This is a genomic window from Leifsonia sp. 563 (genome assembly GCF_040545055.1).
Taxonomy (GTDB): Bacteria; Actinomycetota; Actinomycetes; order Actinomycetales; family Microbacteriaceae; genus Leifsonia.
In genome coordinates this window covers 181,617-194,613 of record NZ_JBEPLE010000002.1, presented here as the reverse complement: position 1 = coordinate 194,613, position 12,997 = coordinate 181,617, and the positions used below count along the sequence as shown (strand labels likewise).

Annotated in this window: 13 protein-coding genes; 3 read left to right on the top strand and 10 right to left on the bottom strand. The window is 70.8% G+C overall.

Annotated elements, in window-relative coordinates:
- Positions 1-9: 9 nt before the first annotated feature.
- Together ABIC47_RS07960 and ABIC47_RS07955 are read right to left on the bottom strand one after the other, a co-directional pair.
- Positions 10-666, bottom strand: a complete 657-nt coding sequence (locus ABIC47_RS07960; protein WP_354479148.1) for a class I SAM-dependent DNA methyltransferase — start codon at positions 664-666, stop codon at positions 10-12.
- The gene (locus ABIC47_RS07955) at positions 663-1,457 is read right to left on the bottom strand and encodes an SDR family oxidoreductase (protein ID WP_354479145.1); all 795 of its coding nucleotides are present in this window, start codon (positions 1,455-1,457) and stop codon (positions 663-665) included. The genes ABIC47_RS07960 and ABIC47_RS07955 overlap by 4 nt, the downstream gene beginning before the upstream one ends.
- Before the next feature lie 79 nt (positions 1,458-1,536).
- On the opposite strand from ABIC47_RS07955, the gene ABIC47_RS07950 reads away from it, so the two are divergent.
- Positions 1,537-2,412: a sigma-70 family RNA polymerase sigma factor gene (locus ABIC47_RS07950; RefSeq protein ID WP_354479142.1), complete on the top strand. Its 876-nt coding sequence runs from the start codon at positions 1,537-1,539 to the stop codon at positions 2,410-2,412.
- Between the two features lie 436 nt (positions 2,413-2,848).
- On the opposite strand, the gene rplL is transcribed toward ABIC47_RS07950, so the two are convergent.
- The 8 genes from rplL to ABIC47_RS07910 form a co-directional block, all read right to left on the bottom strand.
- On the bottom strand, positions 2,849-3,238 hold the full coding sequence (gene rplL / locus ABIC47_RS07945) for a 50S ribosomal protein L7/L12 (RefSeq protein ID WP_018189800.1): 390 nt from the start codon (positions 3,236-3,238) through the stop codon (positions 2,849-2,851).
- Positions 3,239-3,291: 53 nt separating this feature from the next.
- Entirely contained in the window at positions 3,292-3,807 is a 516-nt protein-coding gene (gene rplJ / locus ABIC47_RS07940) for a 50S ribosomal protein L10 (RefSeq protein ID WP_354479139.1), read from the bottom strand.
- Between the two features lie 258 nt (positions 3,808-4,065).
- Positions 4,066-5,634, bottom strand: coding sequence for a sensor histidine kinase (locus tag ABIC47_RS07935; RefSeq protein ID WP_354479136.1), 1,569 nt, complete (start codon positions 5,632-5,634; stop codon positions 4,066-4,068).
- Complete coding sequence (locus ABIC47_RS07930) at positions 5,631-6,401, bottom strand: response regulator transcription factor (RefSeq protein WP_269209383.1); 771 nt, start codon at positions 6,399-6,401, stop codon at positions 5,631-5,633. The genes ABIC47_RS07935 and ABIC47_RS07930 overlap by 4 nt, the downstream gene beginning before the upstream one ends.
- Positions 6,402-6,461: 60 nt before the next feature.
- The gene (locus ABIC47_RS07925) at positions 6,462-7,703 is read right to left on the bottom strand and encodes a CynX/NimT family MFS transporter (RefSeq protein WP_354479133.1); all 1,242 of its coding nucleotides are present in this window, start codon (positions 7,701-7,703) and stop codon (positions 6,462-6,464) included.
- A complete protein-coding gene (locus tag ABIC47_RS07920; RefSeq protein WP_354479130.1) occupies positions 7,703-8,425 on the bottom strand; it encodes a FadR/GntR family transcriptional regulator in 723 nt (240 codons plus the stop codon). Before ABIC47_RS07920 ends, ABIC47_RS07925 begins: the two co-directional genes overlap by 1 nt.
- Before the next feature lie 56 nt (positions 8,426-8,481).
- A complete protein-coding gene (locus tag ABIC47_RS07915; protein WP_354479127.1) occupies positions 8,482-9,378 on the bottom strand; it encodes an RNA polymerase sigma-70 factor in 897 nt (298 codons plus the stop codon).
- Positions 9,375-10,592, bottom strand: a complete 1,218-nt coding sequence (locus ABIC47_RS07910; protein WP_354479124.1) for an NAD(P)/FAD-dependent oxidoreductase — start codon at positions 10,590-10,592, stop codon at positions 9,375-9,377. Before ABIC47_RS07910 ends, ABIC47_RS07915 begins: the two co-directional genes overlap by 4 nt.
- A 172-nt stretch (positions 10,593-10,764) precedes the next feature.
- Here ABIC47_RS07910 and ABIC47_RS07905 point away from each other — a divergent pair, with 172 nt between their 5' ends.
- Positions 10,765-12,291 carry an ABC transporter permease gene (locus tag ABIC47_RS07905; protein ID WP_018189793.1) on the top strand — a complete coding sequence of 509 codons (1,527 nt, stop codon included), beginning with the start codon at positions 10,765-10,767 and terminating at the stop codon, positions 12,289-12,291.
- A gap of 31 nt (positions 12,292-12,322) precedes the next feature.
- Positions 12,323-12,994 carry an ABC transporter ATP-binding protein gene (locus ABIC47_RS07900; RefSeq protein ID WP_354479121.1) on the top strand — a complete coding sequence of 224 codons (672 nt, stop codon included), beginning with the start codon at positions 12,323-12,325 and terminating at the stop codon, positions 12,992-12,994.
- Positions 12,995-12,997: the final 3 nt, after the last annotated feature.

The window sequence follows — 12,997 nt, the reverse complement described above, 5'->3', positions numbered from 1 at the left end:
CTATGTTTATCAAACGTCGCGGCGTGCGAGCACGTAACCCTGGGGCGACTTCTCCGGCGGCACCGCCTGCCGGATGAGCTCAGCGGTCACCGTGAACCCGGCCTCGACGAGCCGCTCCCTGACCCGGTCGGGATGCTGTCGCCGGGTGTGGAGGTCGAGGTCGTGCCCGTAGGCGTGCGTGAGGTGCACGACGTCCTCCCCCACCTGGAAGGCGAGGAGGAGGATCCCGCCCGGCCGGACGACACGGGCGAACTCCGCGTAGAGCTCCCCCTGGCGATCCTCCGGCGTGTGGATGACGGAGTACCACGCGAGCGCTCCGGCGAGCGCGCCGTCCGCGAACGGAAGCGCCGCCATCGTCCCGACCTCGAACCGAACAGCAGGATGCTCGCGCCGGGCCACCTCGATCATCCCGGGCGACAGGTCGACGCCGACGACCTCCAGTCCGAGTCCCGCCAGGTACCCGGCGATGCGGCCGGGACCGCATCCCAGGTCCCCCACCGGGCCGCCCCCGCGGCGCGCCACTTGCTCCGCGAAGACGCCGAGCATGGCGCGGTCGAACTCGCTCCCCGCGAGGTGGTCGCGGAGCAGGTCGGCGTAGTCCTGGGCGACGGTGTCGTAGGCGAGACGGGTGGCGGTCACATCGGCGGGCTCGGTCACGCGACTCATCGTAGGGCGGAGGACCGACGCGGCACGTTCTCAGACGCCGCGAGCTCGCGGACGAACTCCGCCCAGGTGCGCGTGCCCCGGGTCGCCGCCGGGCCGGCGAGATTCTCTCCCGCTCGATAGGCACGGCCGACCGCTCCCGGCAGCGGCAGCGCGATCGTGGGCCGGCGACGCCCGGTGTAGGCGCGCACCAGGTCGGGGATGTCCAGCACCTCCGGCCCCGCCAGGTCGGGCACCCGCCCTGCGGGATCCGCCAGCGCCAGCGACGCGAGTCGTTCTGCGACCTCCTCCCGGTGCACGGGCTCGAACCGCAGCCCGCGCGGTGCCGGGGTGAACGGCAGACGCGCCATCCCCCGGACCAGCGGCAGCATGAACTCGTGGAGCTGCGACACCGCCAGGATGCTCCAGGGCACCCCCGACGCGGCGATCGCTTTCTCGGCCCCGGCCTTCGCGCGGAAGTAGCCGATCGGCATCCGCCCGGCCCCGACCACGGAGATGAGGATCAGATGGCCGACTCCCGCACTCCGTGCCGCCTCTGCGACGTTGGCGGCCGCCCGGTCGTCCCCGGTCGCGCCGCCCGCGAGGTGGAGCACCGTCCCCGCTCCGGCGAACGCATCCTCCAGCCCGTCGCCCGCGACGGTGTCGCCGCCGACATGGGTGACGCCGGGGTCCGTCCCAGCCTGCTGCGGGTGACGGCTGAGCACCCGCACCTCACGCCCTCCGGCGCGCAGCAGCGGGACCACGCTGCGCCCGATCCTGCCGGTACCTCCTGTCACCACGATGGTGTCGTTCATGGCCGTCCTCCTGTCTCGTGTCACATGTGCCGTCTCCGGCTCGTCGATAGGGTGACGATCGAGAGACGGAGAACGTGACATGACGGATGCACGACCCCTCGCCGAGCACTTCGAGGCGGCACGACCACGGCTCACCGCCATCGCCGGACGGCTGCTGTCGTCGCACGCCGACGCGGAGGACGCCGTGCAGGAGACCTGGCTGCGGTTGAGCCGCACCGACCCCGCCGGCATCGACAACATCGACGCCTGGCTGACCACGGTCGTGTCCCGGGTCTGCCTCGACCAGCTGCGGTCGCCGCGCCGCACGCGGGAACGATCGTGGGAGGTCACCCCGTGGATGGACGAGCCGGTCTCGACCCTCGGCGACCCCGCCGCGGAGGCGGAGCAGGGAGACCGCATCGCCACCGCCCTCCTCGTCGTGCTCGATGCGTTGAGCCCCGCCGAGCGCATCGCGTTCGTCCTGCACGACGTCTTCGGCCGGCCGTTCGAGGAGGTGGCGGAGGCGCTCGACCGCTCTCCGCAGGCCGCTCGTCAGCTGGCCTCGCGCGCTCGACGTCGCCTCCACGGGTCTCCGGACGCGGCACAGCCGGATCGGCGCCGGGCGCGACCGCTCGTCGACGCGTGGCTGGCGGCAGCGCAGCAGGGAGACGTGCGCCGCCTGCTGAGCCTCCTCGATGACGGCGTCGTGCTCGATGCCGACTACGGGACGAGTGAGCAGCATCTGGTCGGAGCCGGGGAGATCGCGGCACAGGCCGTCCTCTCCGCCCGACTCGCCGCCCACTCGACTCCGGTGCTGCTGGGTGGCCGGCCGGGCGTCGCGGCGGTGCTCTCGGGCCGCGTCGTCTCCGTCATGGCGTTCGAGATCGAGGACGACCGCATCGTCCGGCTCGACGTGCTCGCCGATCCCGCTCGCCTCGCGGACCTCGGCGTCGCCCGGGTGCTGGGCCTCGCGTGACGGCGAAGCGCCCCCGGCCGGGTGGTCGGGGGCGCTTCGTGGTGGGTGTTACCGCAGGTACCTGTCGTAGAGGAGGGTCCTGCGGCACAGATCCGGTGGGTGGCAACCGCTGTCGCGGTCCTCACCGTGGAGCATCGCGTGACCGAAGTCTTGCAGTCGCGAGGCGTAGGCACGCCAAGAACTGGTATTCATCGTGGTTCTTCTTCCGGTTGTGCGTCCTTGCACACCGATGCCCGCTGGCGGGCGCGATCGGACGCGTGGGATGGGTGAGCATCCGCGCCCGTGCGTCACTTAACGCACGGAGGGCGTCGCCCCGTTACGGGGGCGACGCCCTCCGCAACGCGGACACTCTCTAGTGGAGGAGTCCGCGTCGCGCCTGTGTCTACGACACAGCGGCAGTCAGCCGTCGGTAAGAAGAGCCCCGATGGGGCCCTGATTACTTCAGGGTGACGGTGGCGCCAGCCTCTTCGAGCTGGGCCTTCGCCTTGTCAGCGGTCTCCTTGTTGGCACCCTCGAGCACGGTGCTCGGAGCGCCGTCAACGAGGGCCTTCGCCTCACCGAGGCCGAGGCTGGTGAGGGCGCGCACCTCCTTGATGACCTGGATCTTCTTGTCACCGGCGGCCTCGAGGACGACGTCGAAGGAGTCCTTCTCCTCGACCTCTTCGGCAGCGGCGCCCGCACCACCGGCGGCCGGAGCGGCCACGGCGACGGGGGCGGCGGCGGTGACCTCGAAGGTCTCCTCGAACTTCTTCACGAACTCGCTGAGCTCAATGAGCGTGAGCTCCTTGAACGCGTCGAGCAGCTCCTCAGTCGAAAGCTTTGCCATTGTTCTCTCCTTAGTGTGTGTGGTTACTCACCGCTGGCCTGGTCCGTGAGGACTCAGGAAGCGGACTCCTGCTTCTCACGCAGCGCGTCGACCGTGCGAACGGCCTGCGACAGCGGTGCGTTGAACAGATATGCGGCTCCGAACAGCGAGGCCTTGAAGGCGCCGGCCAGCTTGGCCAGCAGAACCTCACGGGACTCGAGGTCGGCGAGCTTGCCTACCTCTTCTGCGGTCAGCGGGTTACCGTCGAAGTAACCGCCCTTGACCACAAGCAGAGGGTTTGCCTTGGCGAAGTCACGCAGCGACTTCGCGACGGCGACAGGGTCACCGTGCACGAAGGCGATCGCGGACGGCCCAGCGAGCTCCTCGTCGAACGACGAGATGCCCGTGTTGTTGGCCGCGATCTTGGTCAGCGTGTTCTTCACCACGGCGTAGGTCGCGTGCTCACTGATCGACGTGCGCAGCTGCTTGAGCTGAGCGACAGTGAGACCGCGGTACTCGGTCAGCAGAACGGCGGTCGAGCTCTCGAACAGGTTCGTGAGCTCGGCGACCGTGGCTTCCTTGTTCGCCATGGCCTACTCCTCAATCTTCTTCGTCGCACACCGCGGAAGCGGTGTGCCCGCCAAAGTCGCTGGACGACACCGTCACCGGACAAAGAAAAAAGCTCCGGCGCAGAGGCACGGAGCTGGCGACGCAGAAAATGCGAAACTTGCTTCATACACCTGCGCGGGCCCCCACCTGAGTGGATCTTCGGTCGTGCGAGCACGACAACCAGCGGTCTTTGGCTTCGTACAGGGTACGGGATGCGCACCCCGGTCTGCAAATCGGGTTCAGACGGCGGCCCGCACGAGCGGCAGCGTCACCGTGAACACGGTCCGGCCCGGCTCGCTCGTGACCGTCACGTCTCCCTCATGCGCCTGCACGACCGCCTGGACGATGGCGAGGCCCAGGCCGGTGGATCCGGTGGCGCGGTTGCGGGAGCTGTCGCCTCGGGCGAAGCGCTCGAACAGCGTCGCCTGCATGTCCTCCGGGATGCCCGGTCCGTCGTCCGCGACCGTGATGACGGCACGGTGCGCGTCCTCATCCACTCGCAGGCCGGCCGTCACCTTCGTGCCCTCCGGCGTGTGCACGCGTGCGTTCGCGAGCAGGTTCATGAGCACCTGGTGCAGTCGCGGGGCGTCGCCGACGACCTCGACGGGCTCGTCGGGCAGGTCGAGCGCCCACTCGTGGTCGGGCCCGGCCGCGTGGGCGTCGCTCAGCGCATCCACCAGCAGCAGGGAGAGGTCCACGGGATCGCGGTCGAGCTCGCGGCCCTCGTCGAGCCGGGCGAGCAGCAGCAGGTCCTCCACGAGGGAGGTCATCCGGGTCGCCTCCGACTCGATGCGACCGAGCGAGTGCGTGACGTCCGGCGGGAGTTCGTGCGGGGCTCGCCGGGTCAGTTCGGCGTAGCCGCGGATGGAGGCGAGCGGTGTGCGCAGCTCGTGGCTGGCGTCGGCGACGAACTGGCGCACCTTCTGCTCGCTCGCCTGGCGTGCGGTCAGGGCGGAGGCGACGTGGCCGAGCATCCGGTTGAGGGCGGAGCCGACCTTTCCGACCTCGGTGTGCTGGTCGGTGTCGGCCTCCGGGACCCGGACGGAGAGCGCGACGTCTCCTCGATCGAGCGGCAGGGAGGAGACCTGTTCCGCGGTATCCGCGACCCGCTCCAGCGGACGCATCGCCAGCCGGACGACGACGCTCGCGAGAAGGAACGCGAACACCAGCCCGGCGAGGGTGACCAGCCCGATGACGAGCGTCAGCCGGGCGACGGTCGCGTTCACATCGCTGAGCGGGAGGCCGATGATGACGCTGTCGCCGTTGGTCAGCTCGACCGCGGCGACGCGGTACTCCCCCAGGGACGCGCCGAGGTCGATCGTTCGCGGGTGCCCGTCCGACGGCAGGCTGAGCAGGGCGGTGGTGGAGATGAGCACCCGCTTCGGAGCCACCGGCTGATCTGGCGTGCTGCCGGCCGGCCTCTCGGAGAGGATGACCGGGTACAGCAGCATGTCGCCGCTGCGGATGACGCCGAACGTGCCGGTCTGCTGACCCGGCGTCTGGACGATGCCGATCACGTCCGGTCCTGTCGGCTGATCGCCGTAGATGCGATCGGCGGCCCGCTGGCCGCGGTCGAGCGCGGAGGTGAGCTGCCCGTCCAGCCGCTGCATCAGGTAGTTCTGCAGCGCGAACACGCTGACCGTCCCGATCACGGCGCCGAGCACCGCCAGCATCGCCACGACGACGAGCACGACGCGGCTCCGGAGGGTCCACGAGCGGAACGGGCGGATACGCCAGGACCGGCCGCTCGCGCGACCGGTCCTGCCTGGCCCGGTGACCGGGGCGCCCGCGTCGCGGGCGGAGGTCATTGCGCGGCCTTCACCATGTAACCGGCGCCGCGGACGGTGTGGATCATCGGGGCGCGGCCGGCGTCGATCTTCTTGCGCAGGTAGGAGATGTAGAGCTCGACCACACTGGACGATCCGCCGAAGTCGTAGCTCCAGACCCGGTCGAGGATCTGGGCCTTGCTGAGCACGCGGCGCGGGTTGCGCATCAGGAAGCGCAGCAGTTCGAACTCGGTGGCGGTCAGCTGGATGGGCTCGCCGTCGCGGTGGACCTCGTAGCTGTCCTCATCGAGGACGAGGTCGCCCACGATCAGCACGGGGTCGTCGTGGTCGGCGACCGCCGCGCGCGACCGGCGCAGCAGACCGCGCAGGCGCGCGACGAGCTCCTCGAGGCTGAACGGCTTGGTCACGTAGTCGTCGCCGCCGGCGGTGAGACCGGCGATGCGGTCGTCGAGGGAGTCCTTCGCGGTGAGGAAGAGGACGGGCGCCTCATTGCCGTCGGCGCGCATCCGCGACAGCACCTGGAGGCCGTCGATGTCGGGGAGCATGATGTCGAGCACCACGACGTCCGGCTTGAACTCGCGCGACAGCTGCAGCGCCTGCTGACCGTTCGACGCGGTCTTGACCTCCCAGTCCTCGTAGTGGAGGGCCATCGCGAGGAGGTCCGTCAGCGTCGCCTCATCGTCGACGACGAGCACGCGGATGGCGCTGCCGTCCGCGCGGCGCAGGAGGGTACGGGGCTGGCTGGAGGGGCCGGAGGCGGCGCGCGCGTTGATGGTCACCTTTCTCATTATGAGGAGGGTGATGGATGCCGTCTTTGCACAACCTATGAACTCTCTGAGCGCCCAGGGTCACTCCAGGATGCGGTTCCGTCCGGCCAGCAGACCGAACACCAGGAGCACGGCCTGCACACCGATGACCACCAGGAGAGGACCCGTCCACGACCCGGTCGCGTCGTGAAGCGCGCCGACGCCGATCGGGCCGGCGGCGGCGACAAGGTAGCCGACGGACTGCGCCATGCCCGACAGTGCGGCCGCCTGCGCGTGGTGTCGGGTGCGCAGGCCGAAGAACGAGAGCGCCAGCACGATCGTGATACCGCCCGCCACCCCGGCGATGCTGTCCCAGATGGCCGAGAGCGCCGGAGCGAACAGCACACCGAGCATCGCGATCACCGTGAAGGCGGGTGCCGCGGCGGCCAGCAGCCGCTGGTCCCGGAACCGCGGGATGAGGAAGGAGCACGTGACGCTGCCGACGATGCCGCAGCCATTGAGGAGGAGCTGGTGCCACCCGGCCGCCTCCGGGCTGATCCCCGCCGACCTCTCGATCGAGGGCAGCCAGGTGATGAAGATGTAAAAGCCCACCGACTGCAGCCCCATGAACGCGGTCACCTGCCACGCGAGGGCCGACCGCCACGGCGAGCGTCCGCCGCTGCGATGGCCCTCTCCACCGAGGGTCAGGTCTTCCTGCCCGTCGGGCACGACGGTTCTGCGGCGCAGCTGCGGTGCGAGGACGGCGATCGCGATGACCGCCAGCACCGCCCACATCCCGAGCGGGAGCCTCCAGCCGACCGCCGTCAGCCCGGCGACCGGGACGGCGACACCGGCCGCGATTGCGGCGAAGACGGCCTGCACGACCGAATATGCGCCGGTGATCTGCCCGATGCGCGTGGGGAAGTCGCGTTTCACCAACGCGGGCAGCACCACGTTGAGGACGGCGATCGCGACGCCGATGAGGGCCGTGCCGGTCCAGAGCGAGCCGAGGCCGGGGAGGGAGCGGAGCAGGAGGCCGCCGGCGAGGAGGAGGAGCGCGAGCGCCAGGGACCGTTCGAGCCCGAGCGCGCGCGCAACACGCGGCGCGAACGGCGACACGACGGCGAACGCGACGAGCGGGAGGCTGACCAGCACGGACGCTGCGACGGAGGTGAGGCCGAGCGCACTGGTGATGTCGCTGAGGACTGGGCCGACGGTGGTGAGCCCCGCTCGCAGGTTTCCGGCGACGAGCAGCAGACCGGTGAGGACGAGCGCGGGACTCAGGGTCCGGACGATGCGAGCGCCCCCGCTCCCGCCGCCGCGCAGCGCCGTCCTTTCCGACATCATCGGCCCGTGCCCGTCGCGTCGTATCCGGGCAGGCGGATGCCCTGTCTCTCGTTGATCAGGCGGACCGCCGCCTCCGCCGCCGCGGCTGCGGCCACCGGATCGCCCGCGGCGACCGCCTCGACGATGGGCGCGTGCGCTTCGTCGATGTCGGTGGGTCGCGCCTCGCCGTCGGCGGACACGGCGGCCTCGTCGCGAAGGGCGTGCAGAGCCCGTTCGTTGCCGCCGACGCCGCGGTACAGCTCGGCCAGCAGGGAATTGCCGGTGGCGTCGAGGAGGGCCTGGTGGAAGGCGATGTCCGCGTCGTCGTATCCGGGGAGGCCGATCAGCGCGGTCCGTTCGGCGAGGGCCTCGTTCAACCGCGCGAGCTGCTCGGGCGTGCGCCGGAGGGCCGCGAGCCGGGCGGCCTCCCGCTCGAGGAGGGCACGCACCTCTGCGACATCGACGTCGCGCTCCTGGTCGAGGCGTCGCGCCAGGGTCGGAGCGACGTCGTTCGTGGCGCGCACGAAAGTGCCGTATCCCGCCCGCGCGCCCAGCATCCCGGCGTGGACCAGCGACCGGAGGGCTTCACGGATGCTGTTGCGGCTGACGCCGAGTTCTTCGGCCAGCTCCGTCTCCGGCGGCAGGAGCGCGCCGACGGGGAACTCCCCCGCGAAGATCCGCCGACGAAGCTGATCGGTGACCTGTTCGGCGAGCGTGGGACTGGGGGCGATGCGTGGCATTCCTCCACGCTAGGGCAGGCTCCCCTAAATGTCCAACATTTGGCTATTTGGATCGATCAGTGCAGTGACAGGGTCAGCTCCTCCCCCAGCCACGACAGTTTCTGCGGGTTGCGGACGATGTACAGCCCCGTGATCCGGCCGTCCTGGACGCGGGCGGCCAGCACCCCGTCGAACTCGCCCGCCACATGCAGCGCCAGTGCCGGGTTGCCGTTGACGACGGCCGGTTCGATGGCGAAATCGACGGCGGTCTTCCGGATGCCGCCGGAGATGAAACGTGCCACCTTGTCGGCGCCGAGGATCGGCCGGAGTGCGGCCTGCTTCACTCCGCCGCCGTCGCTGATGAGGACGACGTCGGGGGCGAGCACGTTCAGCATCGCCTGCACGTCCCCGGTCTCCACCGCGATACGAAACGCGTCCAGCGCGGCCCGCGCCTCATCGGCGGTGACACTGACCCGCGGGCGCCGCGCCTCCACGTGCTGCCGGGCGCGGTGGGCGATCTGACGCACGGTCGCCGGCGTCTTCTCCACCGCCGCTGCGATCTCGTCGAACTCGAAGCCGAAGATCTCGCGCAGCACGAACACCGCGCGCTCGGTCGGCCCGAGGGTCTCCAGCACCACCATCAGGGCCATGGAGATGCTCTCCGCGAGCTCGGCGTCGTCCGCGACATCGGGCGAGGTCAGCAGGGGCTCGGGCAGCCAGGGTCCGACGTATGCTTCGCGACGATGCTGCGCACTGCGGAGGCGGTTGAGCGCCAGCCGGGTCGCGATCCGCACCAGGTAGGCGCGGGGCTCCCGCACCTCCGCCTGGTCGACGGTGCTCCAGCGCAGCCAGGTCTCCTGCAGCACGTCCTCGGCGTCCGCCGCCGAGCCGAGCATCTCGTACGCCACCGTGAAGAGGAGGTTGCGGTGCGCCACGAAGAGCGACGTCGCCGCATCCGTCCGGTGCGAGCTCATGCGCCCTCCCGTCCCGGGGTCGCGCCCGCGACTTCAGGGGCCGACCCGTTCACTGCGAGCATACGGCGACGCTCGCGGTCGCCGAAGGCCGCAGGCAGTCGAGTGACGCCGGGATGCCGCGCCTCGAGGGTCAGCTGCTGCACGGTGCCCCGACAGACCAGCTCCTTCACGACCGCACCCGCACGGCCGCCGATGTGCGCCCGCGTCGCCGTGTCATTCCTGTGCTCGAACTGGAAGATCCCGTGACGGCGGCCCAGGCTGATGCAGAGACCGACGAATCCCATCACCAACGGCTCCGGGTCGCGGCCGTCGATCCGGCGGAGGACGGTGTCGGCGGCGTGACCGCCGAGCGGCCCGGCGGCCTGGCAGCTCATCCGGAGCGGGAGCCCGGACGGCGCGGCCGAGTCGCCCGCCGCGACGATGCGGTCGTCGTCGACGCTCGTCAGGGTCTCGTCGGTCAGGAGCCGGCCGGCGGCATCCACGGTGAGTCCGCTGCGGCGCGCGAGGTCGGCTGCGACGAACCCGGCCGCCCAGATGGTGAGCGCGCTGGGGCGCGTGCTCCCGTCGGCCAGCACCACCGCATCCTGCTCGACCGCCATCACCCGTGAGCCGGGGCCGTCCTCGACCGTGACGCCGAGCGCGGCGAGCCGCCGGGCGATGGAGCGGCGTCCGCGGGGATGCAGCGACGGGCCGAGGGGTCCACCGCAGTAGAGCGTGACGGAACGGCCCTGCTCGGCGAGCTCCGAGGCGACCTCGATGCCGAGCGGACCGCCGCCGACCACCGCGATCGGAGCCGTCGACCCGAGTGCCGCCAGCTCCTCCCGCAGACGGTCCGCGTCGCCGAGCTGCGCGATCGGGAGGGCGTGCGCGGTAGCGCCCGGGACATCGGCCAGCGCGCGGACGCTGCCCGCTGCGTAGACGAGGTAGTCGTAGTCGAGGTGGCCGCCGGACGACAGCTCCAGCCGTCGGGCGGGCGCGTCGATGCGCTCGACGGCGTCGACGACCAGGTGGACCGACGGCGCCAGCACCTTCCCGAACTCCACGATCGCGTCGTCCGTGCCCGCCGCCAGCTGGTGGAGACGGATGCGCTCGACGAAGACCGGCCGCGCGTTCACCAGGGTCACGGAGACGTCGTCCCGACCGCTGAGCCGGTTGGCCGCCGCGACTCCGGCATACCCGCCTCCGATCACCACGACCTGGGCCTGCTGCTGCATGGGATTCCTCCTTCTCGTTGCCTTCACCCGTACGACACGGCAGGGGCGCCGGATGTGACAATCCGCAGGAAACCGGGCACTCGGCAGATGCATAGCTTCGCCACAGCGACCCGAAAACGGCCGTTCCTAACCTCACGCCAGACGTTCATCCGACAGCACAGTTTGGGAGCCCATGTTCGGAACCTATCTGCGGCGCGAGTTGCTCAACCGCCGCAAGCAGACGATCATCATCGCCATCGGGATGGCCCTGGCGATCGCGCTGGTCATCATCGTGGACGCGGTCTCGGCGGGGGTGCGCCAGGCGCAGGAGAGCGTGCTGCAGTCGGTGTACGGGGTGGGCACAGACATCACGGTGAGCCAGCCCGCGACCGCGCAGAACGCGACCGGGCTGCAGGGCGCGGGAGGCGGTCCACGCTTCGACTTCGGCGCCAACGCCGGGACCGACACCGGCGGCGCACGGCAGGTCAACACCTCCCGTCTCGAACCGACCCGCGGCGCCACGGTCATGGACGCATCCACCCTCACCACGGTGAAGAAGGTGCAGAACGTCGAGTCGGCCGCCGCCGTGCTCTCGCTCACGAACACCAGCTTCAGCGGGACGCTGCCGAACTTCCAGCAGCTGCGCCAGGAGCGCGAGAACGGTCAGGCGGCACAGCCGACCGCGCCCCCGACGGGCGGCTCCGACGGCGCAGGCGGCAGCTCCTTCACCGTCGACTCGTTCTCGGTGCTCGGCCTCGATCCCGCCGGCAAGTCCGTCGGCCCGCTCGCCTCTGTCACCCTCACCGGCGGCCGGAGCTTCACGGCGGCGGACGCGGGCAAGGATGTGGTGGTGCTCGACGCGAGCTACGCCAAGACGGCGAGCAAAGCCGTCGGCGACACCATCACGATCGGCGGCACGGACTTCTCGGTCATCGGGATCGTCGCGGCGACCGGCTCCGACGCGACCACCGCGGCGAACGCGTACATCCCGCTGGATGTCGCCCAAACGCTCTCCGGGCAGAGCGGCAAGATCTCGTCGGTGTACGTGAAGGCGGCCTCGTCCGGCGACATCGACCAGATCAAGACCGATCTGACGAAGGCCGTGTCCGGGGCGACGGTCAGCACGCAGGCCGACCTCGCCTCGACGGTCTCCGGCTCCCTCGGCAGCGCCGGCCAGCTCATCGCGAACCTCGGCACCTGGCTGTCGGTGATCGTGCTCGCGGCCGCGTTCCTCATCGCCATCCTGTTCACCATCTCCGGCGTCACCCGGCGCACCCGCGAGTTCGGCACCCTCAAGGCGATCGGCTGGTCCAACCGGCGCATCGTCGGGCAGGTCGCCGGCGAGTCCGTGGTGCAGGGCGTCATCGGCGGCGTGATCGGCGTCGCGGTCGGCCTCCTCGGGGTGCTGGTCGTCAACCTGATCTCGCCGACGCTGACCGGCAGCATCAGCCACGGCACCACCAGCGGCGCCGCCGGGCGTTCCGGTGCGGCGACGGGTGCGACCGGCGAGGGCGCGGCCCGCGGCTTCGGCGGCGCCTTCGGAGCGGCCAGGGAGGCCGCGACGACCTCCGCGAACATCGCCCTGCACGCCCCGGTGACCCTGTGGATCATCGTCGGCGCGGTCGGCCTCGCCGTCCTCGGCGGTCTGATCGCCGGGGCCATCGGCGGATGGCGTGCCTCGCGACTCCGCCCGGCCGCGGCCCTCCGCTCGGTCGCCTGAACCCGGTCATCCCGCCCTCGAAGGAGCACACATGTACACCCTGACCGACGTCACCAAGACCTACAGCCAGTCCAAGCGCCAGGTCGTCGCCCTCAACGACGTGACCCTGGACATCCCGGACGGCCAGCTGGTCGCCATCCAGGGGCCGACCGGAGGAGGCAAGTCGACCCTGCTGCAGATGCTCGGGGCGCTCGACCGGCCGACCTCCGGCTCGGTCGAGCTGGGCGCCGACAGCCTCTCGAAGCAGCACGACGGACGGCTCACGAAGATCCGGGCGAAGGAGATCGGGTTCGTCTTCCAGGGGTTCAATCTCATCCCGACCCTCACGGCGCAGGAGAACGTCGAGACGGCTCTCGCGCCGCTCAAGGTCAGCGCCGCCGACCGCAAGCGCCGCGCCGCCGAAGCCCTGGCTTCGGTCGGGCTCGCCGACCGAGGCAACCACCTGCCGTCGGAGCTCTCCGGCGGCCAGCAGCAGCGCGTCGCGATCGCGCGGGCGCTGGTCAAGGATCCGGAGGTGCTGCTGGCGGACGAGCCGACGGGCAACCTGGACGAGGAGACGCGGGACGAGATCATGGACCTGCTCGAGGGACTGTGGCGCGACCGCGGTCTCACCGTCGTGATCGTGACGCATGACACCGCGGTCGCGAAGCGCGCCCAGCGCCGCCTGCACATCAAGCACGGGCAGGTGCGCGAGGTCGACTGACCC

Excerpts from the sequence above, each read along its gene's own strand:
- ABIC47_RS07960 (WP_354479148.1), bottom strand. The coding sequence starts at position 666 with ATGAGTCGCGTGACCGAGCCCGCCGATGTGACCGCCACCCGTCTCGCC.
- ABIC47_RS07955 (WP_354479145.1), bottom strand. The coding sequence starts at position 1,457 with ATGAACGACACCATCGTGGTGACAGGAGGTACCGGCAGGATCGGGCGC.
- ABIC47_RS07950 (WP_354479142.1), top strand. The coding sequence starts at position 1,537 with ATGACGGATGCACGACCCCTCGCCGAGCACTTCGAGGCGGCACGACCA.
- rplL (WP_018189800.1), bottom strand. The coding sequence starts at position 3,238 with ATGGCAAAGCTTTCGACTGAGGAGCTGCTCGACGCGTTCAAGGAGCTC.
- rplJ (WP_354479139.1), bottom strand. The coding sequence starts at position 3,807 with ATGGCGAACAAGGAAGCCACGGTCGCCGAGCTCACGAACCTGTTCGAG.
- ABIC47_RS07935 (WP_354479136.1), bottom strand. The coding sequence starts at position 5,634 with ATGACCTCCGCCCGCGACGCGGGCGCCCCGGTCACCGGGCCAGGCAGG.
- ABIC47_RS07930 (WP_269209383.1), bottom strand. The coding sequence starts at position 6,401 with ATGAGAAAGGTGACCATCAACGCGCGCGCCGCCTCCGGCCCCTCCAGC.
- ABIC47_RS07925 (WP_354479133.1), bottom strand. The coding sequence starts at position 7,703 with ATGTCGGAAAGGACGGCGCTGCGCGGCGGCGGGAGCGGGGGCGCTCGC.
- ABIC47_RS07920 (WP_354479130.1), bottom strand. The coding sequence starts at position 8,425 with ATGCCACGCATCGCCCCCAGTCCCACGCTCGCCGAACAGGTCACCGAT.
- ABIC47_RS07915 (WP_354479127.1), bottom strand. The coding sequence starts at position 9,378 with ATGAGCTCGCACCGGACGGATGCGGCGACGTCGCTCTTCGTGGCGCAC.
- ABIC47_RS07910 (WP_354479124.1), bottom strand. The coding sequence starts at position 10,592 with ATGCAGCAGCAGGCCCAGGTCGTGGTGATCGGAGGCGGGTATGCCGGA.
- ABIC47_RS07905 (WP_018189793.1), top strand. The coding sequence starts at position 10,765 with ATGTTCGGAACCTATCTGCGGCGCGAGTTGCTCAACCGCCGCAAGCAG.
- ABIC47_RS07900 (WP_354479121.1), top strand. The coding sequence starts at position 12,323 with ATGTACACCCTGACCGACGTCACCAAGACCTACAGCCAGTCCAAGCGC.